Annotated in this window: 15 protein-coding genes; 7 read left to right on the top strand and 8 right to left on the bottom strand. The window is 39.5% G+C overall.

Going from position 1 to position 15,342, the window contains the following annotated elements:
- Positions 1-14: 14 nt before the first annotated feature.
- The 8 genes from M23134_RS41995 to M23134_RS37390 all read right to left on the bottom strand — a co-directional run bounded on the left by M23134_RS41995 (position 15) and on the right by M23134_RS37390 (position 7,283).
- Positions 15-233 (bottom strand): hypothetical protein, encoded by a 219-nt coding sequence (locus M23134_RS41995; RefSeq protein ID WP_002693348.1) that lies wholly within the window; start codon positions 231-233, stop codon positions 15-17.
- Between the two features lie 66 nt (positions 234-299).
- Positions 300-647 (bottom strand): IS110 family transposase, encoded by a 348-nt coding sequence (locus M23134_RS41990; RefSeq protein WP_002693345.1) that lies wholly within the window; start codon positions 645-647, stop codon positions 300-302.
- Positions 648-1,190: 543 nt separating this feature from the next.
- A complete protein-coding gene (locus M23134_RS01915; RefSeq protein WP_045112826.1) occupies positions 1,191-2,132 on the bottom strand; it encodes a TolB-like translocation protein in 942 nt (313 codons plus the stop codon).
- Positions 2,133-2,160: 28 nt separating this feature from the next.
- Positions 2,161-3,021, bottom strand: coding sequence for an alpha/beta hydrolase (locus M23134_RS01910; RefSeq protein ID WP_002693341.1), 861 nt, complete (start codon positions 3,019-3,021; stop codon positions 2,161-2,163).
- Positions 3,022-3,065: 44 nt separating this feature from the next.
- Positions 3,066-3,998 carry a TolB family protein gene (locus M23134_RS01905; RefSeq protein WP_002693339.1) on the bottom strand — a complete coding sequence of 311 codons (933 nt, stop codon included), beginning with the start codon at positions 3,996-3,998 and terminating at the stop codon, positions 3,066-3,068.
- Between the two features lie 162 nt (positions 3,999-4,160).
- On the bottom strand, positions 4,161-5,042 hold the full coding sequence (locus M23134_RS01900) for a TolB-like translocation protein (RefSeq protein ID WP_002693337.1): 882 nt from the start codon (positions 5,040-5,042) through the stop codon (positions 4,161-4,163).
- 367 nt (positions 5,043-5,409) lie between these two features.
- On the bottom strand, positions 5,410-6,174 hold the full coding sequence (locus M23134_RS01895; protein WP_002693336.1) for a LytR/AlgR family response regulator transcription factor: 765 nt from the start codon (positions 6,172-6,174) through the stop codon (positions 5,410-5,412).
- Positions 6,171-7,283 carry a sensor histidine kinase gene (locus M23134_RS37390; protein ID WP_002693334.1) on the bottom strand — a complete coding sequence of 371 codons (1,113 nt, stop codon included), beginning with the start codon at positions 7,281-7,283 and terminating at the stop codon, positions 6,171-6,173. The genes M23134_RS01895 and M23134_RS37390 overlap by 4 nt, the downstream gene beginning before the upstream one ends.
- Positions 7,284-8,025: 742 nt before the next feature.
- On the opposite strand from M23134_RS37390, the gene M23134_RS39610 reads away from it, so the two are divergent.
- The 7 genes from M23134_RS39610 (at position 8,026) to M23134_RS01850 (ending at position 15,330) form a co-directional block, all read left to right on the top strand.
- On the top strand, positions 8,026-8,190 hold the full coding sequence (locus tag M23134_RS39610) for a DUF1328 domain-containing protein (protein WP_045112825.1): 165 nt from the start codon (positions 8,026-8,028) through the stop codon (positions 8,188-8,190).
- Positions 8,191-8,299: 109 nt separating this feature from the next.
- Positions 8,300-8,464 carry a DUF1328 domain-containing protein gene (locus M23134_RS39605; RefSeq protein ID WP_002693331.1) on the top strand — a complete coding sequence of 55 codons (165 nt, stop codon included), beginning with the start codon at positions 8,300-8,302 and terminating at the stop codon, positions 8,462-8,464.
- 112 nt (positions 8,465-8,576) lie between these two features.
- A complete protein-coding gene (locus tag M23134_RS39600) occupies positions 8,577-8,741 on the top strand; it encodes a DUF1328 family protein (RefSeq protein ID WP_045112824.1) in 165 nt (54 codons plus the stop codon).
- 109 nt (positions 8,742-8,850) lie between these two features.
- Positions 8,851-9,015 carry a DUF1328 domain-containing protein gene (locus M23134_RS39595; RefSeq protein ID WP_002693331.1) on the top strand — a complete coding sequence of 55 codons (165 nt, stop codon included), beginning with the start codon at positions 8,851-8,853 and terminating at the stop codon, positions 9,013-9,015.
- 748 nt (positions 9,016-9,763) lie between these two features.
- Positions 9,764-10,336, top strand: a complete 573-nt coding sequence (locus tag M23134_RS01860; RefSeq protein WP_002693329.1) for an RNA polymerase sigma factor — start codon at positions 9,764-9,766, stop codon at positions 10,334-10,336.
- Positions 10,337-10,453: 117 nt separating this feature from the next.
- Positions 10,454-12,520, top strand: a complete 2,067-nt coding sequence (locus tag M23134_RS37385; RefSeq protein ID WP_002693328.1) for a FecR family protein — start codon at positions 10,454-10,456, stop codon at positions 12,518-12,520.
- Positions 12,517-15,330 carry a TonB-dependent receptor domain-containing protein gene (locus M23134_RS01850; RefSeq protein ID WP_045112823.1) on the top strand — a complete coding sequence of 938 codons (2,814 nt, stop codon included), beginning with the start codon at positions 12,517-12,519 and terminating at the stop codon, positions 15,328-15,330. The genes M23134_RS37385 and M23134_RS01850 overlap by 4 nt, the downstream gene beginning before the upstream one ends.
- Positions 15,331-15,342: the final 12 nt, after the last annotated feature.

Here is a 15,342-nt window from a genome sequence, read left to right as displayed (position 1 = left end):
TACTGGTAAATGTTTTATTTTTTCATGCAGCTTTCATCTTCTTTGACTGTAGCTTCTATTTGATCATGTGTTTGATCTCGTTGTTTCTCGAGGAACTTAATCTGAGCTTTGAGTTGTTTGGCAACAAACTTATCAGGGTTATGACTATAATCAAGCGCATGTAAGCGATTCCGACTTTGAGTAAGGTCTTTTGTATAGTTTCGTGTGACGGGTAAGAGAACGTAATGCTGCATAGAGGAAGATATTGGTTGCCAGGCCTTAAGTCTTTGACTAGAACCATTTTAGCTAACCTTGAGCATCTATTTTATCAGTTTTACTCCGAATCCTTCGCCCTTCATAAAGTCCTTTGCCTGGCTAGGCAAGGCGACAACAACCTTTACAGATTTGTCATAGAGAAACCACGCCAAATTTTCATGATAAACCCCAGTAGCCTCCATTAAGTATTCTATATCTTCACAGTCATGCTTGCCCAAGTGTTTTTGACTCCAGCTCCAATATTTCTCAAAGCCAGAGGGGGTATTAGAGAACTTGGAACTGGCTAAAACCTTGTATTTCTTTTTACCCTCAAAACCCATGATACAAGCACTAAAATCCGATTTTGCTATGTCCATGCCCAGACCCATTTGAATGTATGAGTGTTTTTTCATTTATCCACCATTTAAGTTGAAATTCCCGATTTATCGGGGGAACCATACCATTTATTGAAGCCTATCTTACTCAATGTTACTTATTAGAACGCGGGCTATAAAACGCATTTATGCCTTAGATACTTAATTCTATTTCGGAGTAGAAAAACAGGTAGCATATATCTACGAGTCTGTATCTATCGTATGATAGTACTTAGTCCCCTTTATAGAAAAAGAGTTTATTGATCTGTTGACTACCTGTTATTTAGGCTTTTATTGTTAACGTTATATTGTACTTTTTTTATTTAATACAAAGGTATAAGTCCCGGCGGAACTGCCGGGGTAACGAAAGTCAGTAAAGAGAACCGCAGAACGAAGTTCAAGCTCTGCGAAGCTAATATGTTCTAAACCGGACAGCTTCAAAGTCCCGATTTCTTATCGGGATTATTGTTGAGGGCTATGCCCGAAATCCCGTTTACGGGGCGATCACGTTCCTAAAAGTAATTGTATGGTTTTTATTATTTAACCCAAACTGCGGGTTATCTAAAAAAACAACCTCATCATCTATTTTTTAGGTCTGAGATTTTCAATAATCTGAGCATCTACCCAATAGGGTTTTCCTACCCAATAAGTACTTCCATCTTTTCTCACCTTCCACTCCCCCCTTGAAAAAAACAGGTATTTTCCATCGGGAGTCACACTTACACCACTTTCCTGGAGTGCAGTGTTTACTTGACCTCCCATGTTTATTGCTGGTAGCCAGAAGCCTTCTTTGTTTTTAAAACTAATGTAGATGTCAGAACCACCATAGCCATCTTCTCTTACTACATCCCATATCAAATAAGATTCATCTGGAGCAATGTGGGGGTGAGCAATCCATGTTCCAGTGTTAATTTCCTTCCCTATTTTCTGACGAGGTTCATATTTACCATTAACAAAACGCGAATAACTGATGGCTCCCACTGTATCGGGTCTTTCAAACTCATCAAAGAAAAAAGTGCCATTGTCTGAAACAGATATCCCCATGATGTGCTTGTCTGTAAAAGGCGGTCCCATACTTTTGAGCTCCGTCCAGCCAGAATCGGTTCGTTCCCTATATTTATTTCCCTTGTATATCGTATTACCATCCCTAGAGTAGCTTGGGTACTTTATATGGGTTTCAGATTCGTTCCCCCATTGATTGTTTTCATATCGAATCACAAAAAAAGTCCGTTTTTTATATTTTCCATTTTTCCTGGAAAAATAGAATTTCTTCATATCTGGTGAAAACGTCCCCCCTTCAAAAAGCCTTTCTGGGGCAATGATAACAGGAGCAAACTCTACCGGAATTAAGCCTGGTGGTTTTTCTCCAAAATAACGATCTGCCAAAGCTGGAAAACCTTGGTCTTTTGAGGGTTGTTTTGTAGCAAGCTCATTACTTTCTTTTGCTTGCTGCTTTTTAGCGCCGCAGGCATTTAAAAACAGGGCAAATGCCGATACTAAAAATAGGAGGTGGTAATTTTTCATGGTGTAAGTTTTTATAAAGTTTGACAAGTTATTTTTTTATCAAGGCTGATAACCAATAAATACCGCGTACTGTCGTCATAGGAAACGCTGTTTGATGGGTACCCTCCACTACAATATGCTTTAGAGACAAGCTCTGATCATTCCTGGCTTTGAGCATGCCAATAAATTTATCGGCATTGCTGCCCAGTTTTTTCTCTTGCCTACCATACGAAATAAAAACATTGGCATTGAGGCGTTTAGCTTTGAGGGTGGCACTGTTTCCAAGCTTGTATAGGTGGGGAGTGCTGCCCTTCGAGGGGCTGCCAAGAATATAGTTTTTAAATGTATCGGGTTGGGTCAATAGTATGTAGCCACCAAACCCACCCCCCAGCGAATAACCAAAATAGGTGCGGTTGGCAGGGTCGGTTCGGTAATTACTTTCAACATAAGTGATGACATCTTCACGAATAAAAGCCAGGTGCTTATTGGCTTGCCCAAATTGATATTTCGCTTGCTGTGCTGCTTTCTTTGACTTTGCTATTGAGTAGTCTCTGTACCTACTTACGTGTGCCCCAGCCTCTTTTTTCAGCTTTTCATTGATGTCTTTTTGCCACGATATTCCCACTAAAATAGCGTTCTCCATGATGTATTCGGTAGAGCCAGACAGGGTTTCGATGTGCCACCTGGCATCTGTATAATAAATCACGGGGTGTTTTATATCTTTTTTTTCTGAATATTTCTCTGGCAACCTGATATAGAGCTCATATTGCCCTCCGTTTTTGGTATCTTTCACAGGAACTACCGTTGTGCGTGCGAAGGCTAACTTAACGCTTTCTTTGGTGTTTTTCTGGGCAAAGGCGGCATTGAATGATACAGCAACGATTAGTATAAATAATTGAATAGTTTTCATATAATCTATTTTGGTTGATATGATTTGATTGATAATAATACTATTTATCTCTTGGGTCTGAGCATTTCAATAATTTGAGCATCGACCCAATAAATATCTACATTTTCGTTTTTGTCTGAGCCCATATTTCTACTGAAGAAAAGGTATTTGCCATCTGATGTTACGCTTGCAACTGCTTCCCAGGCTGGTGTGTTTATCTTGTCTCCCAAATTAATGGGGGTACCCCAGGTACCATTTTTCTGGCGAAAGCTGATATAAATGTCAGAATCGCCATACCCACCTGCTCTTTTGCTATCAAATATGAGGTAGGATTCATCGGGTGCAATGAATGGGTGAAAGCTTTTGCCGCCATTAATCTCTTTGCTGAGTAGCTTCGGTTTTTCATGTTTTCCATTTACTAACCGTGAATACCGAATATCACCTGTAAAGTCTGATTTGAACTCATCAAAAAAATAAGTTCCTTTAGAAGAGGTAGTAAGACGCATAATCGGCAGATCTTTGAAGGGAGCGCCAAGTTTTTTTACCTCTGACCATTCACCAGTTTTTGTTCGGTCCCTATAGCGACTGCCCAAATGCAGGGTTTTGCCATCAGGAGCCATAAACGGAGTACCTATTCTGGGCGATATCACTGAATCTTGCCAATGATTATTTTTATGTTGCATCACAACAAATTCCATTTGTTTCTTTGCCTCACCTTCTCCCGTTTCTCTGACAAAATAAAATGCTTTCAGGTCGGGGGAGGCCACACCACAACATTCCCAATTGGCTGTTGTAACAGCACCAGGCGCGAAAGGTTGAGGAGTTATACCCGGTTTTTGCCCAAAATAACGGTCCTTTAAGGCTGGAACAGGAGGGGCTTTTGAGGGTCGTTTGTCAGTAGGTAAGTTACGATCTTGTGAGGTGTCTTTTGGGGTGTCGCAGGCATTCAAAGACAGGACAAATCCAAGCAGCAAAAATATCAAACAGTAATTTTTCATGGTTTTTATTATTCAATACTCCGCAGTGATTTTAGTCAAAGTTGTTTGCTGGTGTTAATATAAAATACTGGTTTACAGCATTTAACAAGGTGAACATTTACTCAAATCAGCTATGGACTATCGACTAAAGACTATGGACTATTGTTATTTGGAAATGGTTGGTTAATGGCTGTTTTTTAGAAGCTCTTTCCTTAATTGAATAAAATCTACCCAATACGGATTCCCTACCCAATAAGTACTCCCATCTTTTCTCGCCTTTTTATCTCCCCTCCAAAAAAACAAATACTTTCCATCAGGAGTCACCCTTGGGCGCTGTTCATAAGCTGCGGTGTTTACCTTATCTCCCAAGCTAATTGCTGGTCCCCATGAGCCATCTTTCCGGCGAAAACTAATATAGATGTCAGGCGTATTTGCCCCGTTTTTCTCAGCATCCCACATCAAATAAGATTCATCTGGCGCAACAAAGGGGTGGGCAATCCATTTTCCTGAGTTGATGTGCTTATCCATTTTTTCAGGTTTTTCATACTTGCCGTTTACAAGGCGCGAACAGCTAAGATGACCGCTGCCGTCTCTCTTTAAAAAATATACATAATAAGTGCCTTTAGACGAAACCGTGAAACCTATGATGGGAAGGTCTTTGAAAGGGGCAAGATTTTTTATCTTCGAAGAGCCTGGCTTAAATCGCCCCCTGTACTTCTTTATATCAGTCGACAGGTTAGATGCCTTGCTCCATTGATTGTTTTTGTATTGCATTACAAATAAGGTAGTTTTTTTATATTTCCCACCAACCCTATTGAAATAAAACTCCTTCATGTCTGGTGTAAACGTATATAAACTTTCCACATGCTTTTTTGTCGAAACCATACCAGGGGCAAACAATTGAGGGACTAAGCCTGGTGGCTTTTGACCCAGGTAACGATCCTTAAAAGGGGGGAATACATCTTTGCCTTTAGCTGCGAATGCCTGACCATTACTTTTTTGGGCAAAGCCCCCACTTGTGAGCATCAGAAACATTAAAAACAATAGTACTGTGCTATTTTTCATGATTTATAAATATTTGGTGGTACTTCTACTATTTGTTATTTATTTTCAACCAAACAGCTTGTCCAGCATTAGGTATCATTTTCTTTATCGACGAGCCATCCTTGTTCACCATATAAATGTGTCCTTGAGACGTAAAAATGAGATTAGAACCATCTGGTGACCAAGTAGAAAGGCTAAAGAGAATAAAACTTTTAAATATTTCTTGGGCTACCTTCTCTCACGAAGTAGCATACAATGATATTGCATGCAGCAAATTTGGGCAATAGAAAAGTGACCAACTGTAGTACTACAGTTGCTAATAGAAAGAAAAAAGTGACGAAATTATCGTACTTGGAGGGGTAAAAAACCAGGTGCTTATTTTGAAACGCTAGAGTTGTAATTTTTGGCGAATCGAAGAGTAGTAACTTCTGCCAGATTGTACTTGATAGCCAGAGCTTAAGGTGATGGTAAACTCTGTGTTCCCCCAGCTTTCGAGGTGATGAATAGCTTCTATATTTACTAAAGAAGACCTATGAACCCTTACAAACTCCTGTGGGTTTAACTTTTGCTCAAAAGCATTCATCGTTTCTCTGATCAGATGCATGCTTTTACCAATATGTAGTTTCAGATAATTTCCTGCCGACTCGACCCATTCAACGTCTTTTGTCTTCACAAAAAATATTTTACCTCCATCTTTCACTACTATTTTTTCGAGGTATTTTTCCTTAGGAAGTGAGTCTTTTAAGTAAGTGAGTAATTGGGTCTGATGGTTTCCTTGACTATGCAACAACATTTGTTCTTTCACTCTTTTAATTGTCATCAGAAACCGTTCTCTGTCAAAGGGCTTTAAGAGGTAGTCAAGGGCATGGTATTCAAAAGCTTGAAGAGCATAGTTATCATAAGCAGTCACCAAAATAATACAAGGGATTTTTTGCACATCAATATTTCTTAAGAGTTCCATGCCGTCCATTTCAGGCATTTGGACATCAAGAAACAACAAATCGGGGTAGGAATCACGAAGCAACTGCAACGCTTCTATTCCATTGCTGCATTGGCCTACAATTTCAAAGTCCTCTTCTTCTTGTAAAAAAATGGCTAACTTATCCCTTGCCAGGGCTTCATCATCCACTATCAATGTTTTAATTTTATTCATGCTGGTATCAAAACTTTCACTTCCAGGCCTTCGTTCTGCCCTACATTATTCAAAATTAACTGTCCCTTGTCACCATACAATTGTTGTAACCTCATTCTGGTGTTTGTCAACCCTACTCCTTCCTTAATATCAGCCACTTGAGTACTTGGCATTCCTTTGCCATTATCCACCACTTTTAGTTCGACATGGCCATTTACCTGCTGAGCAACCACGGCTATTTTACCTTGTTTGGCAAACTGGGCTACCCCATAGCGAATGGCGTTTTCTACAATAGGTTGTAAAATAAGGTTAGGCACCTTTTTGTCATAAATTGCTGGATCAACCTCAATAGAAACTTCCAATCTATCCTGAAACCTGATTTGTTCTATTTCAAGATAAATTTTGAGTATCTCCATTTCCTGCTTTAATGTTACTTCCTGAATGCCTGTATTTTCTAAAGTAGCCCTCAAAAGATGGCTGAGTCTTACAATCATTTTATCTGCGGCATCAATGTCTTTATGCATTAAAGTAGAAATAGCGTGTAGGGTATTAAAAAGAAAATGCGGCTGTAACTGTTTTTTCAATACCAACAGCTCTGCCTGTGCTAATTTTTGTTGAATCTCCGCGGCTTTTAGTGCTTCATCTTTAAATTGCTGGTAATAGCTCACTGCATATGTCATGCCTACAATGCTTGAATATAAGATCAAAGGTATGGGTAAATAGAACAACCTATACATGAAGTTTCTTGAAAAAGACCAAAGAAACTCTTCGTTTAACAAGAAACCAATGGCACACCTTAAATAGGCATATATGACTGCATATAAAAAGGAAGTAAGAATGGCCACAGGAACGTGGAACTTCACTTTAGAAAGCCAACCAGAGGATGAGTTTTTAGCGTGTTTTTTAGCTAAGATGATAATAAACGGGCACAAAACACCCCATATCACCCATTCTAATACTTCTGGCCACATCAACTCAAACAAAGAAGCTTTTTTGTCAATATAAGAAAAGTAGATTTTATTGTTTAAGCCTAAAAAAAAGCCTACCACAAAAAAAAAGCCTATGAACAGCCACCAGTATTTAAGCGGTGTAGCTATAAATTTAAGCTTTAAAAAGGAGTCTTTTTTCATATTGGGCTTGTCTAAAAAGTCTATTTAGTGCAGTCTGTCGATGTTGTGAGATGAGCACATTTAGGTAAAGGTAAAAACTTTAGGCAACTTTTGATAGCGATATTTTCTATGAAACTTTCTTTCCCATCGCTTTCAGTGTCCTGCTCCTGTCTGAACACAGCCACAGCAACTATATTTATCATACAGGGCAACCATCAACCCAGCATTCTTTGGCATTTTGCCCCAAAAAAGCTTTTTAAAACTCTATCTAGTAAAGGCTCAACGAACCCATATTAATCAAAAAACAGCAAAAATAAGCAGAGAAATAAGTTATTGCATTTCTAACGAAACACGAAAAGAAGGAATATTTGATGCAGCAAGAAATCGTTGGAGTGTCGAGGTCAGTCATTACATTATTATAAAAAGAGAAAACAAGGGAATGGAGGGTAAGTCACTCAAAATGAGCTTTTTCAGGGTGATTTTAACATTGTTACCCTAAATTTGATTGAAGGCTATTGGGTTTTTATAAGAAAGCCCTGAAAAGCGACTTATATTTACGATAAAATCAAATTATCACAAAGTTCGAAAACAATTTGTAAGGGTTAATGTTCTATTAATGAACATTTGTTATTGGAAAGCCTACCAATGTTCATTATACATCAAAGAAAACCTAATTTCTTTGAGATTACAAGACTATCGAGTTTTGCGTCGCGGCCTCTGATAACTAAATCTATTAATTTACTTAAACATTAAACCACATTTTATGATCAGATTAATTGTTACTTTACTTATTTTAGCCCTTGTTTCTGCTGTACTTGGATTTGGGGGAATGGCCGCTGGTATTGCTGGAATCGCCAAAGTTTTATTCTATGTCTTTATCGTGGTATTCGTTGGAGCCATTCTAATGAAATTTCTCCGAAAGGTATAGCTTCGTTATAAGCGCCTGTTCTGGCTCTTATAAATCTCTCAATCATTTGAGTTGAATATCAACCTTATGCAATCAATTTATTAACCACTAACTACTAACCTTAAATTTTATGATCAGATTAATTGTTACTTTACTTATTTTAGCCCTTGTTTCTGCTGTACTTGGATTTGGGGGAATGGCCGCTGGTATTGCCGGAATCGCCAAAATTTTATTCTACATTTTTATCGTGGTGTTCGTTGGAGCCATTCTAATGAAATTTCTCCGAAAGGTATAGCTTCGTCATAAGCGCCTGTTCTGGCTCTTATAAATCTCTCAATCATTTGAGTTGAATATCAACCTTATGCAATCAATTTATTAACCACTAACTACTTATAATCTTAAATTTTATGATCAGAATAATTATTACTATACTCATTCTAGCCCTTATTTCTGCCGTACTTGGATTTGGGGGAATCGCGGCTGGTATTGCAGGAATTGCCAAAGCTTTATTCTACCTTCTCCTTGGTGTTTTCGTTGCAGCCCTGCTCATGAAATTCGTCCGGAGAGTTTAACCTCGTCATAAGCGCCTGTTCTGGCTCTTTTAAATCTCTCAATCATTTGAGTTGAATATCAACCTTATGCAATCAATTTATTAACCACTAACTACTAACCTTAAATTTTATGATCAGATTAATTGTTACTTTACTTATTTTAGCCCTTGTTTCTGCTGTACTTGGATTTGGTGGAATGGCCGCTGGTATTGCCGGAATCGCCAAAATTTTATTCTACATTTTTATTGTGGTGTTCGTTGGAGCCATTCTAATGAAATTTCTCCGAAAGGTATAGCCTACTAATACCTAATTGTAAGCTCTACTTTAGCCATTTTGAACATATTAGATATTTTAGCAGTAAAAATGTTTACCTATCAAAAACAAAAAACACAGCGTTGAATTAGTAAATATTTTTTTGTGAATACTTGATATTGAACAAAATTAGCAAGTAAATCATTTGTTTTATAGAATGGCTAAAGATAGAGCTATGTTAAGCAGCGATATTAAAATTTTGTGTAACAAAAAGAGGTTTTTCACCTTAACTTTTGAAAATTTACAGATGAAGATACGCAAATGCTCGGATTGAGCCATTGCCTTCAAATACTTGGCTTTCCATGTTGCCCTCCCCCCAAAACTCTCTATATTTGTTATTGGTTCGAACCTTAAAGTTTACACAACCTATGGCTCGAATCTTGCGCATTTTGCGAGATTATCAAAAAGACAATAGTTCACAACGTTCAGTCGATGGTCAAAAGCCGTTGCGTAAGCATAAGTTTCTACCAATATTCTAAAAACATTGGTTTTGAAAATTATACTGCTATGCTACTGAGTTTTCTGATTGTTTGCCCAAAAGCCCCAAAGGTGACTTTTTTTGAGCGAATAACCTATCACACTTGGCTAGTTTGATCTTATCGACGTGAAAAGCGTTGCACTATTGAAAAAGAGTAAACAATAAATATTTTTAATTGTTTGGAAACATAAAACTTGCAATTCGTTTACTCTACTTTAAAACTATTTGACACACAGAACTTATTCAGTTTTTTATGGAAGATGCATTGTTGTGGGAAAAGTTCAAACAGGGAGATAAAACCGCCCTCTCACAAATTTATAATCAACACGTAAGACTTTTGTATAAGTACGGAAGGAAATTTACCGTAAACGATGCATTGGTTGAAGACTGTATCCAGGACTTGTTTCTTGAAATTTGGAAAAACCGACAAAACTTGGGTAAAACCGACTCTATCAAGCTTTACTTGCTCAGTTCTTTGCGCCGAAAAATTATCAGAAAATCTACTTCTGAAAATAAAAAATATGATAAAAATACAGACATAGAAAATTATAATTTTGAGGTGGAGTTTACCCCCGAAGAGATGATCATTAGTGACGAAACTAATGAGTTGAACAACAAAAAATTACAAGGACAGCTGCAAAAATTATCGAAAAGGCAAAAAGAGGCCATTTACCTGAAATACTATCAGGGACTGGAGTACAACGAAATTTCGAACATCATGGATATTAACTATCAATCGGCTCGAAACCTTGTTTACAGTGCACTCAAAGCATTAAAGAAGAATTTTTTGGCATGGGCATTACTCATAAGTAGTGGTTTGTTGTAATGTACTCGAAAAAAAGCTTTACGTAAGGAGTACAAGTTAAGTTGCACTTGCTTATAAGAGTAGAACTGATGAACTATTATTTTAAAAAAGGATAATCTAACTTATTATTGAGGAGTAATGGATAAGTATCACGACTTTAACGTAGAGGATTTTGCAGAAGATCCGCAGTTCTACGCCTGGGTGACAAATCCTGATCCCAAAAGCAACGATTTTTGGAACCAATGGATTGAAAAACACCCCGACAAGTACGCCGTTATTACGGAGGCTAGAGCTTTACTTGGCGCCCTCGACATTGTAGAAGAGGACGTGCCAACAGAGAGAATACATTCGCTCTGGAACAAAATTGACGCTGGAATAGAGGCTTTAGACAAATACAAGCAGTACACTACTGCCGAAGATTTTGCCGATGACCCTTCATTTTTTGCCTGGGTAACTGAACCCAACAAAGAAGCAGACCAACACTGGAAGGCATGGCTGGAGCAAAACCCAACAAAACACGCTTTAGTGAAAAAAGCTAAATCGTTGATTGGTATGTTGCAACTCACCGAAGAGGAGATTCCGCAAAGCAAAATCGATGATTTGTGGAACCGCATCGACAGCCGCATTGACAACCTTTGGAACAACATTGAAAGCGGTATGGAGGCCATTGACCAATATGCTGATTTTACGGCCGAAGACTTTGCCAATGATCCCTCGTTTTTTGCCTGGGTAAACGAACCTGATGCAAAGGCAGACCAATATTGGAACACCTGGATGCGACAACATCCCGAAAAAGCAGGGTTGGTAGAAGAGGCTAAAAAGCTCATTGGGTTGATTCAGGTAAAGGAAGAAGAGATTCCGCAGCACAAAATCGATGATTTGTGGAACCGCATCGACAGTCGCATTGGCAGCCTTTGGAACAACATTGAAAGCGGCATGGAGGCCATTGACCAATATGCTGATTTTACGGCTGAAGACTTTGCCAATGATCCCTCGTTTTTTGCCTGGGTAAACGAACCTGATGCAAAGACAGACCAACACTGGAACACTTGGCTAGAGCAACACCCCGAAAAAAAAGGATTGATTGAAGAGGCTAAAAAGCTCATTGGGTTGATTCAGGTAAAGGAAGAAGAGATTCCGCAGCACAAAATCGATGATTTGTGGAACCGCATCGACAGTCGCATTGGCAACCTTTGGAACAACATTGAAAGCGGTATAGAGGCCATTGACCAATATGCTAACTTTACGGCTGAAGACTTCGCCAACGACCCCTCGTTTTTTGTGTGGGTAACCGAACCTGACGAGGAGACAACCCAGCACTGGAACACCTGGCTGGAACAAAACCCCGAAAAAGAAGAGGTAATTGACCAAGCCAAGGCGCTGATAAAGGGTACCGAAAAAACAGAAGTATCGCAAACCCGCATAGACCACCTCTGGCAAAAGATCAACCAGGATATTCAACAGACTCAGGGCGCTACTACTCGCAGCATTTCTATGCGCAAGGTATATGCCGCCGCTGCCAGTGTAATTATTTTACTGGGCACATTTTTTATCTTTCGCAGTATGACAAGTAGTACCCCACTTACAGTGGCGAGTACTCAGTTGGGAGAGCAAAAAAGTATTGCTTTGCCCGATGGTTCAATGGCCACACTCAACGCCGACTCACGTATTATCTACCAAACGGATAATTGGGATCAAAATAGAAATGTGGAGCTAAACGGAGAAGCTTTTTTTCAGGTAAAAAAAGGGAGCGAATTTCAAGTAAACACCGCAGTAGGCAAGGTAGAAGTGCTAGGGACTAGCTTTAATGTGTATACCCGGCAAAAAGATTTCAAGGTGGAATGTATGACTGGAAAAGTAAAGCTTACTACTGCTACCAGAAATGCTTCTTTGGTATTGACTCCAGGAATGGGCTCAAAACTAGAGGGCGAAAAACTAAAGCCTTATCAGTTTGACAAAACCAATGCCTCTAACTGGCGTACAGGTGACTTTCAATACCAGGAAACGCCTCTTAAGCAAGTATTTGACGAACTAGCCCGCCAATTCAACGTAAAAATAGAATACAAAACAGATGTTAAAAACAGGTTGTATACTGGTTTTTTCTCTAACAAGGATTTAGCTTCGGCTTTAAAATTTATTTGCGACCCCATGAGTTTAAAGTACACGATCAAAAATGACAGTACTAAAACAGTCGTGATTCAATGAAACAAATGCAGAGGAAGTACTACTTATTACCATTACTAGCTTGGCTTTGGGTCGGTTTATTGCCGGTTCAAAGCCAAGTTGTTATTATTAGCGAGCGTTTCGACAATGTAACGTTGAAACAAGCGCTTGCCACCATTAGTAAAAAGTACCATGTAAAGATTGCCTATGACTCGCGCCTGGTGAAAGGCATCAAGGTAAATCAACGCATTAACAAAAAAAACCTGCAAGAAACGCTCACCCAACTTTTACAACAGCATCCCATTCGTTTTAGCATAGTAAGAGGTAACAAAGTAGTACTCTTTAAAAAAGTCACTGATCCTGATAACCACCCCAAGAAGCCTCCTGAAACAATAAACATTACCGGAAAGATAAAAGATGCCACTACGGGCGAACTTCTCCCCTTTGCCAACATCAGGGTGTTGGATACCCGACGAGGTACAGTAACCAACGTAGACGGTATTTTTGCCTTGGCTAATATGCCCATAACTCCTGCTACTATCGAAGTGTCGTATATAGGCTATGAAACCAAGAATTACGCACTTAAAGCAGGACAAACCAAATATATAATCAAGCTTACCCCCATTATAAGTCAGCTCAAAGAGGTAGTGGTAGAGTACCAGGCAAAAATGGTTCAACCCTCAGGTGATGTGGGGCAAATATCTATCAATCCTGCCAAGTTCTCTTCGCTGCCTAATTTAGGCGAAAACGATATTTTTAGAACTTTACAATGGTTGCCAGGCATTAATGCCACCAATGAAACTACCGCCGGACTCAGTGTACGGGGCAGCACCCCTGACCAAAACCTGATTTATTTTGATGGTTTTTCGGTATACCACACCGATCATTTCTTAGGCATCTTCAGTGCATTTAACGCCAATGCCATCAAAGATATTCAAGTATATAAAGGGGGGTTTCCAGCCAAGTTTGGAGGACGGGTTTCGAGCGTCATAGATATTACCGGAAAAGCGGGAGATCAATACAAAACCAAAGTAGGTGTAGGGATGAACATGGTCAGCTCTAACCTGTTTGTAGAGGTACCGCTCAAACACAATGCTTCATTGTTGATTGCCGGGCGGCGGTCGTACCGCGATATTTTTGCCAGTCCAGTGTCCGACTCACTGGCAAACTATGCATCGAGTCAGCCCCGCATCCGTTTTTTATTTGACCCCAAAGAAGACCGTGAGCAGGCACCCAGTACCAAAGTTAACTTTTATGATTTGAACGTAAAGTATACCATTCGTCCCACTAAAAAAGATATTTTAGCCTTAAGTGTCTACAACGGCAAAGACGATGTGTATATATCGAGTGAGTTTGAAGGCAGGGCAAAGTTACCTCCCCCACAAAAAAAGCCCAAACCTGGTGGTGGTGGTGGACCAGGAAACCCACCATCAGGAGAAGATAAAGCTCCTAAAAAACGAGAGGTAGACGTAGAAATGCTGGTAAATGATCAGTTAGAATGGGGAAATACAGGCGTTGGCTTCCGATGGGGCAGATTATGGAGCCAAAAGTTTTATAGCAATGTTAAGCTGGGTTACTCCAGATATTATGGCATTTATGCGGGAGAGTCGATACAAAAGCAAGACGAAGGTGATGGAGTGATACTGAAGGAGGAAGATAGCAGTAAACAAAATAATGACTTGGATGACATTACTTTTCGCTGGGACAACGACTGGACCATTGACCACAGCCATACTTTGTCGTTTGGACTTATGTCTACCTACAACAACATTAAGTACAAGCAATTGGTAGACAATGAATACCTGTTTGAAAGCCGAAGCACCACAGGCACCCAGTACACCTTGTATGTGCAAGATGCTTTTCGTCCGGCAAAAAGATTGCAAGTCAATGCAGGACTACGTTTTACTTATTACAACCTGAACCAAACCCCTTATGTTGCCCCAAGGCTATCGTTTCAGTATGATGCTACAAAAAAACTAAAATTCAAGGGTGCCGCAGGTAAATACTACCAATTTATCAGCCAAATTATTACCAGTGATTTACGCGAAAGTGGCTTTGACTTTTGGACGTTGCCCGATGGCGAAAATATACCCATTCTGGAGTCTAATCACTTGATTGCAGGTTTTACCCTGCAAACCAATTTGTTTACCATTGATGTAGAGGGATATTATAAAACATTGAATGGTCTGGTGTTTTATGACTTTGATGCCCGGCAGGTACGCAGGGGAGAAATCATTGACAATGATGAAAGGTATAACCCAGGCAATGGCGTAAGTCAGGGAGTAGATATACTATTGCAAAAGAAAAAAGGTAAATATACCGGATGGCTAAGCTATTCGTTCAATGACCTTACTTACCAATTCAGAGCCATTGATAAAAACCAGCCTTTTACTCCTTCAGCGTCTACGCCTCATGAGTTCAAATCGGTGAATATGCTCTCGCTGGGCAGGTTCGACTTTTCGGCTACTTTTGTGTATGGCACTGGCAGGGGGTATCGCTTGCCTAAGGGCTTTGCCCGTCGCATACAAGACGGCGAGTTGTTGTTGGAAGATAAAAATGTAAGACAAACTGACTTACACGCACTTGCCAGAGGCAAAACACTGCGTCTGCCAGACTATAGCCGTTTAGACATAGCAGCTACGTTTAACTTTAGGTTTGGCCGCAGAGGTAAAGGGCAAATCAGTGCTTCGGTATTTAACCTTTATGGACAAAAAAACATCAGAAGTGTCACTTTTGAAGAGCTGGAAATTGACCCTAAAGGCAAAGGTGGTAAAAAAGTGAGTGAATTGGTTCGCTTTGATGTCACCCAATTAGGCTTTACTCCTAATTTAGCTCTTAATATTATTTTTTAGCTAAAATTATGG

Origin of the sequence: Microscilla marina ATCC 23134 (assembly GCF_000169175.1) — a bacterium.
Taxonomy (GTDB): Bacteria; Bacteroidota; Bacteroidia; order Cytophagales; family Microscillaceae; genus Microscilla; species Microscilla marina.
Note: the sequence above shows the minus strand (reverse complement) of the source record. Positions and strands in the feature narration are given on the sequence as shown.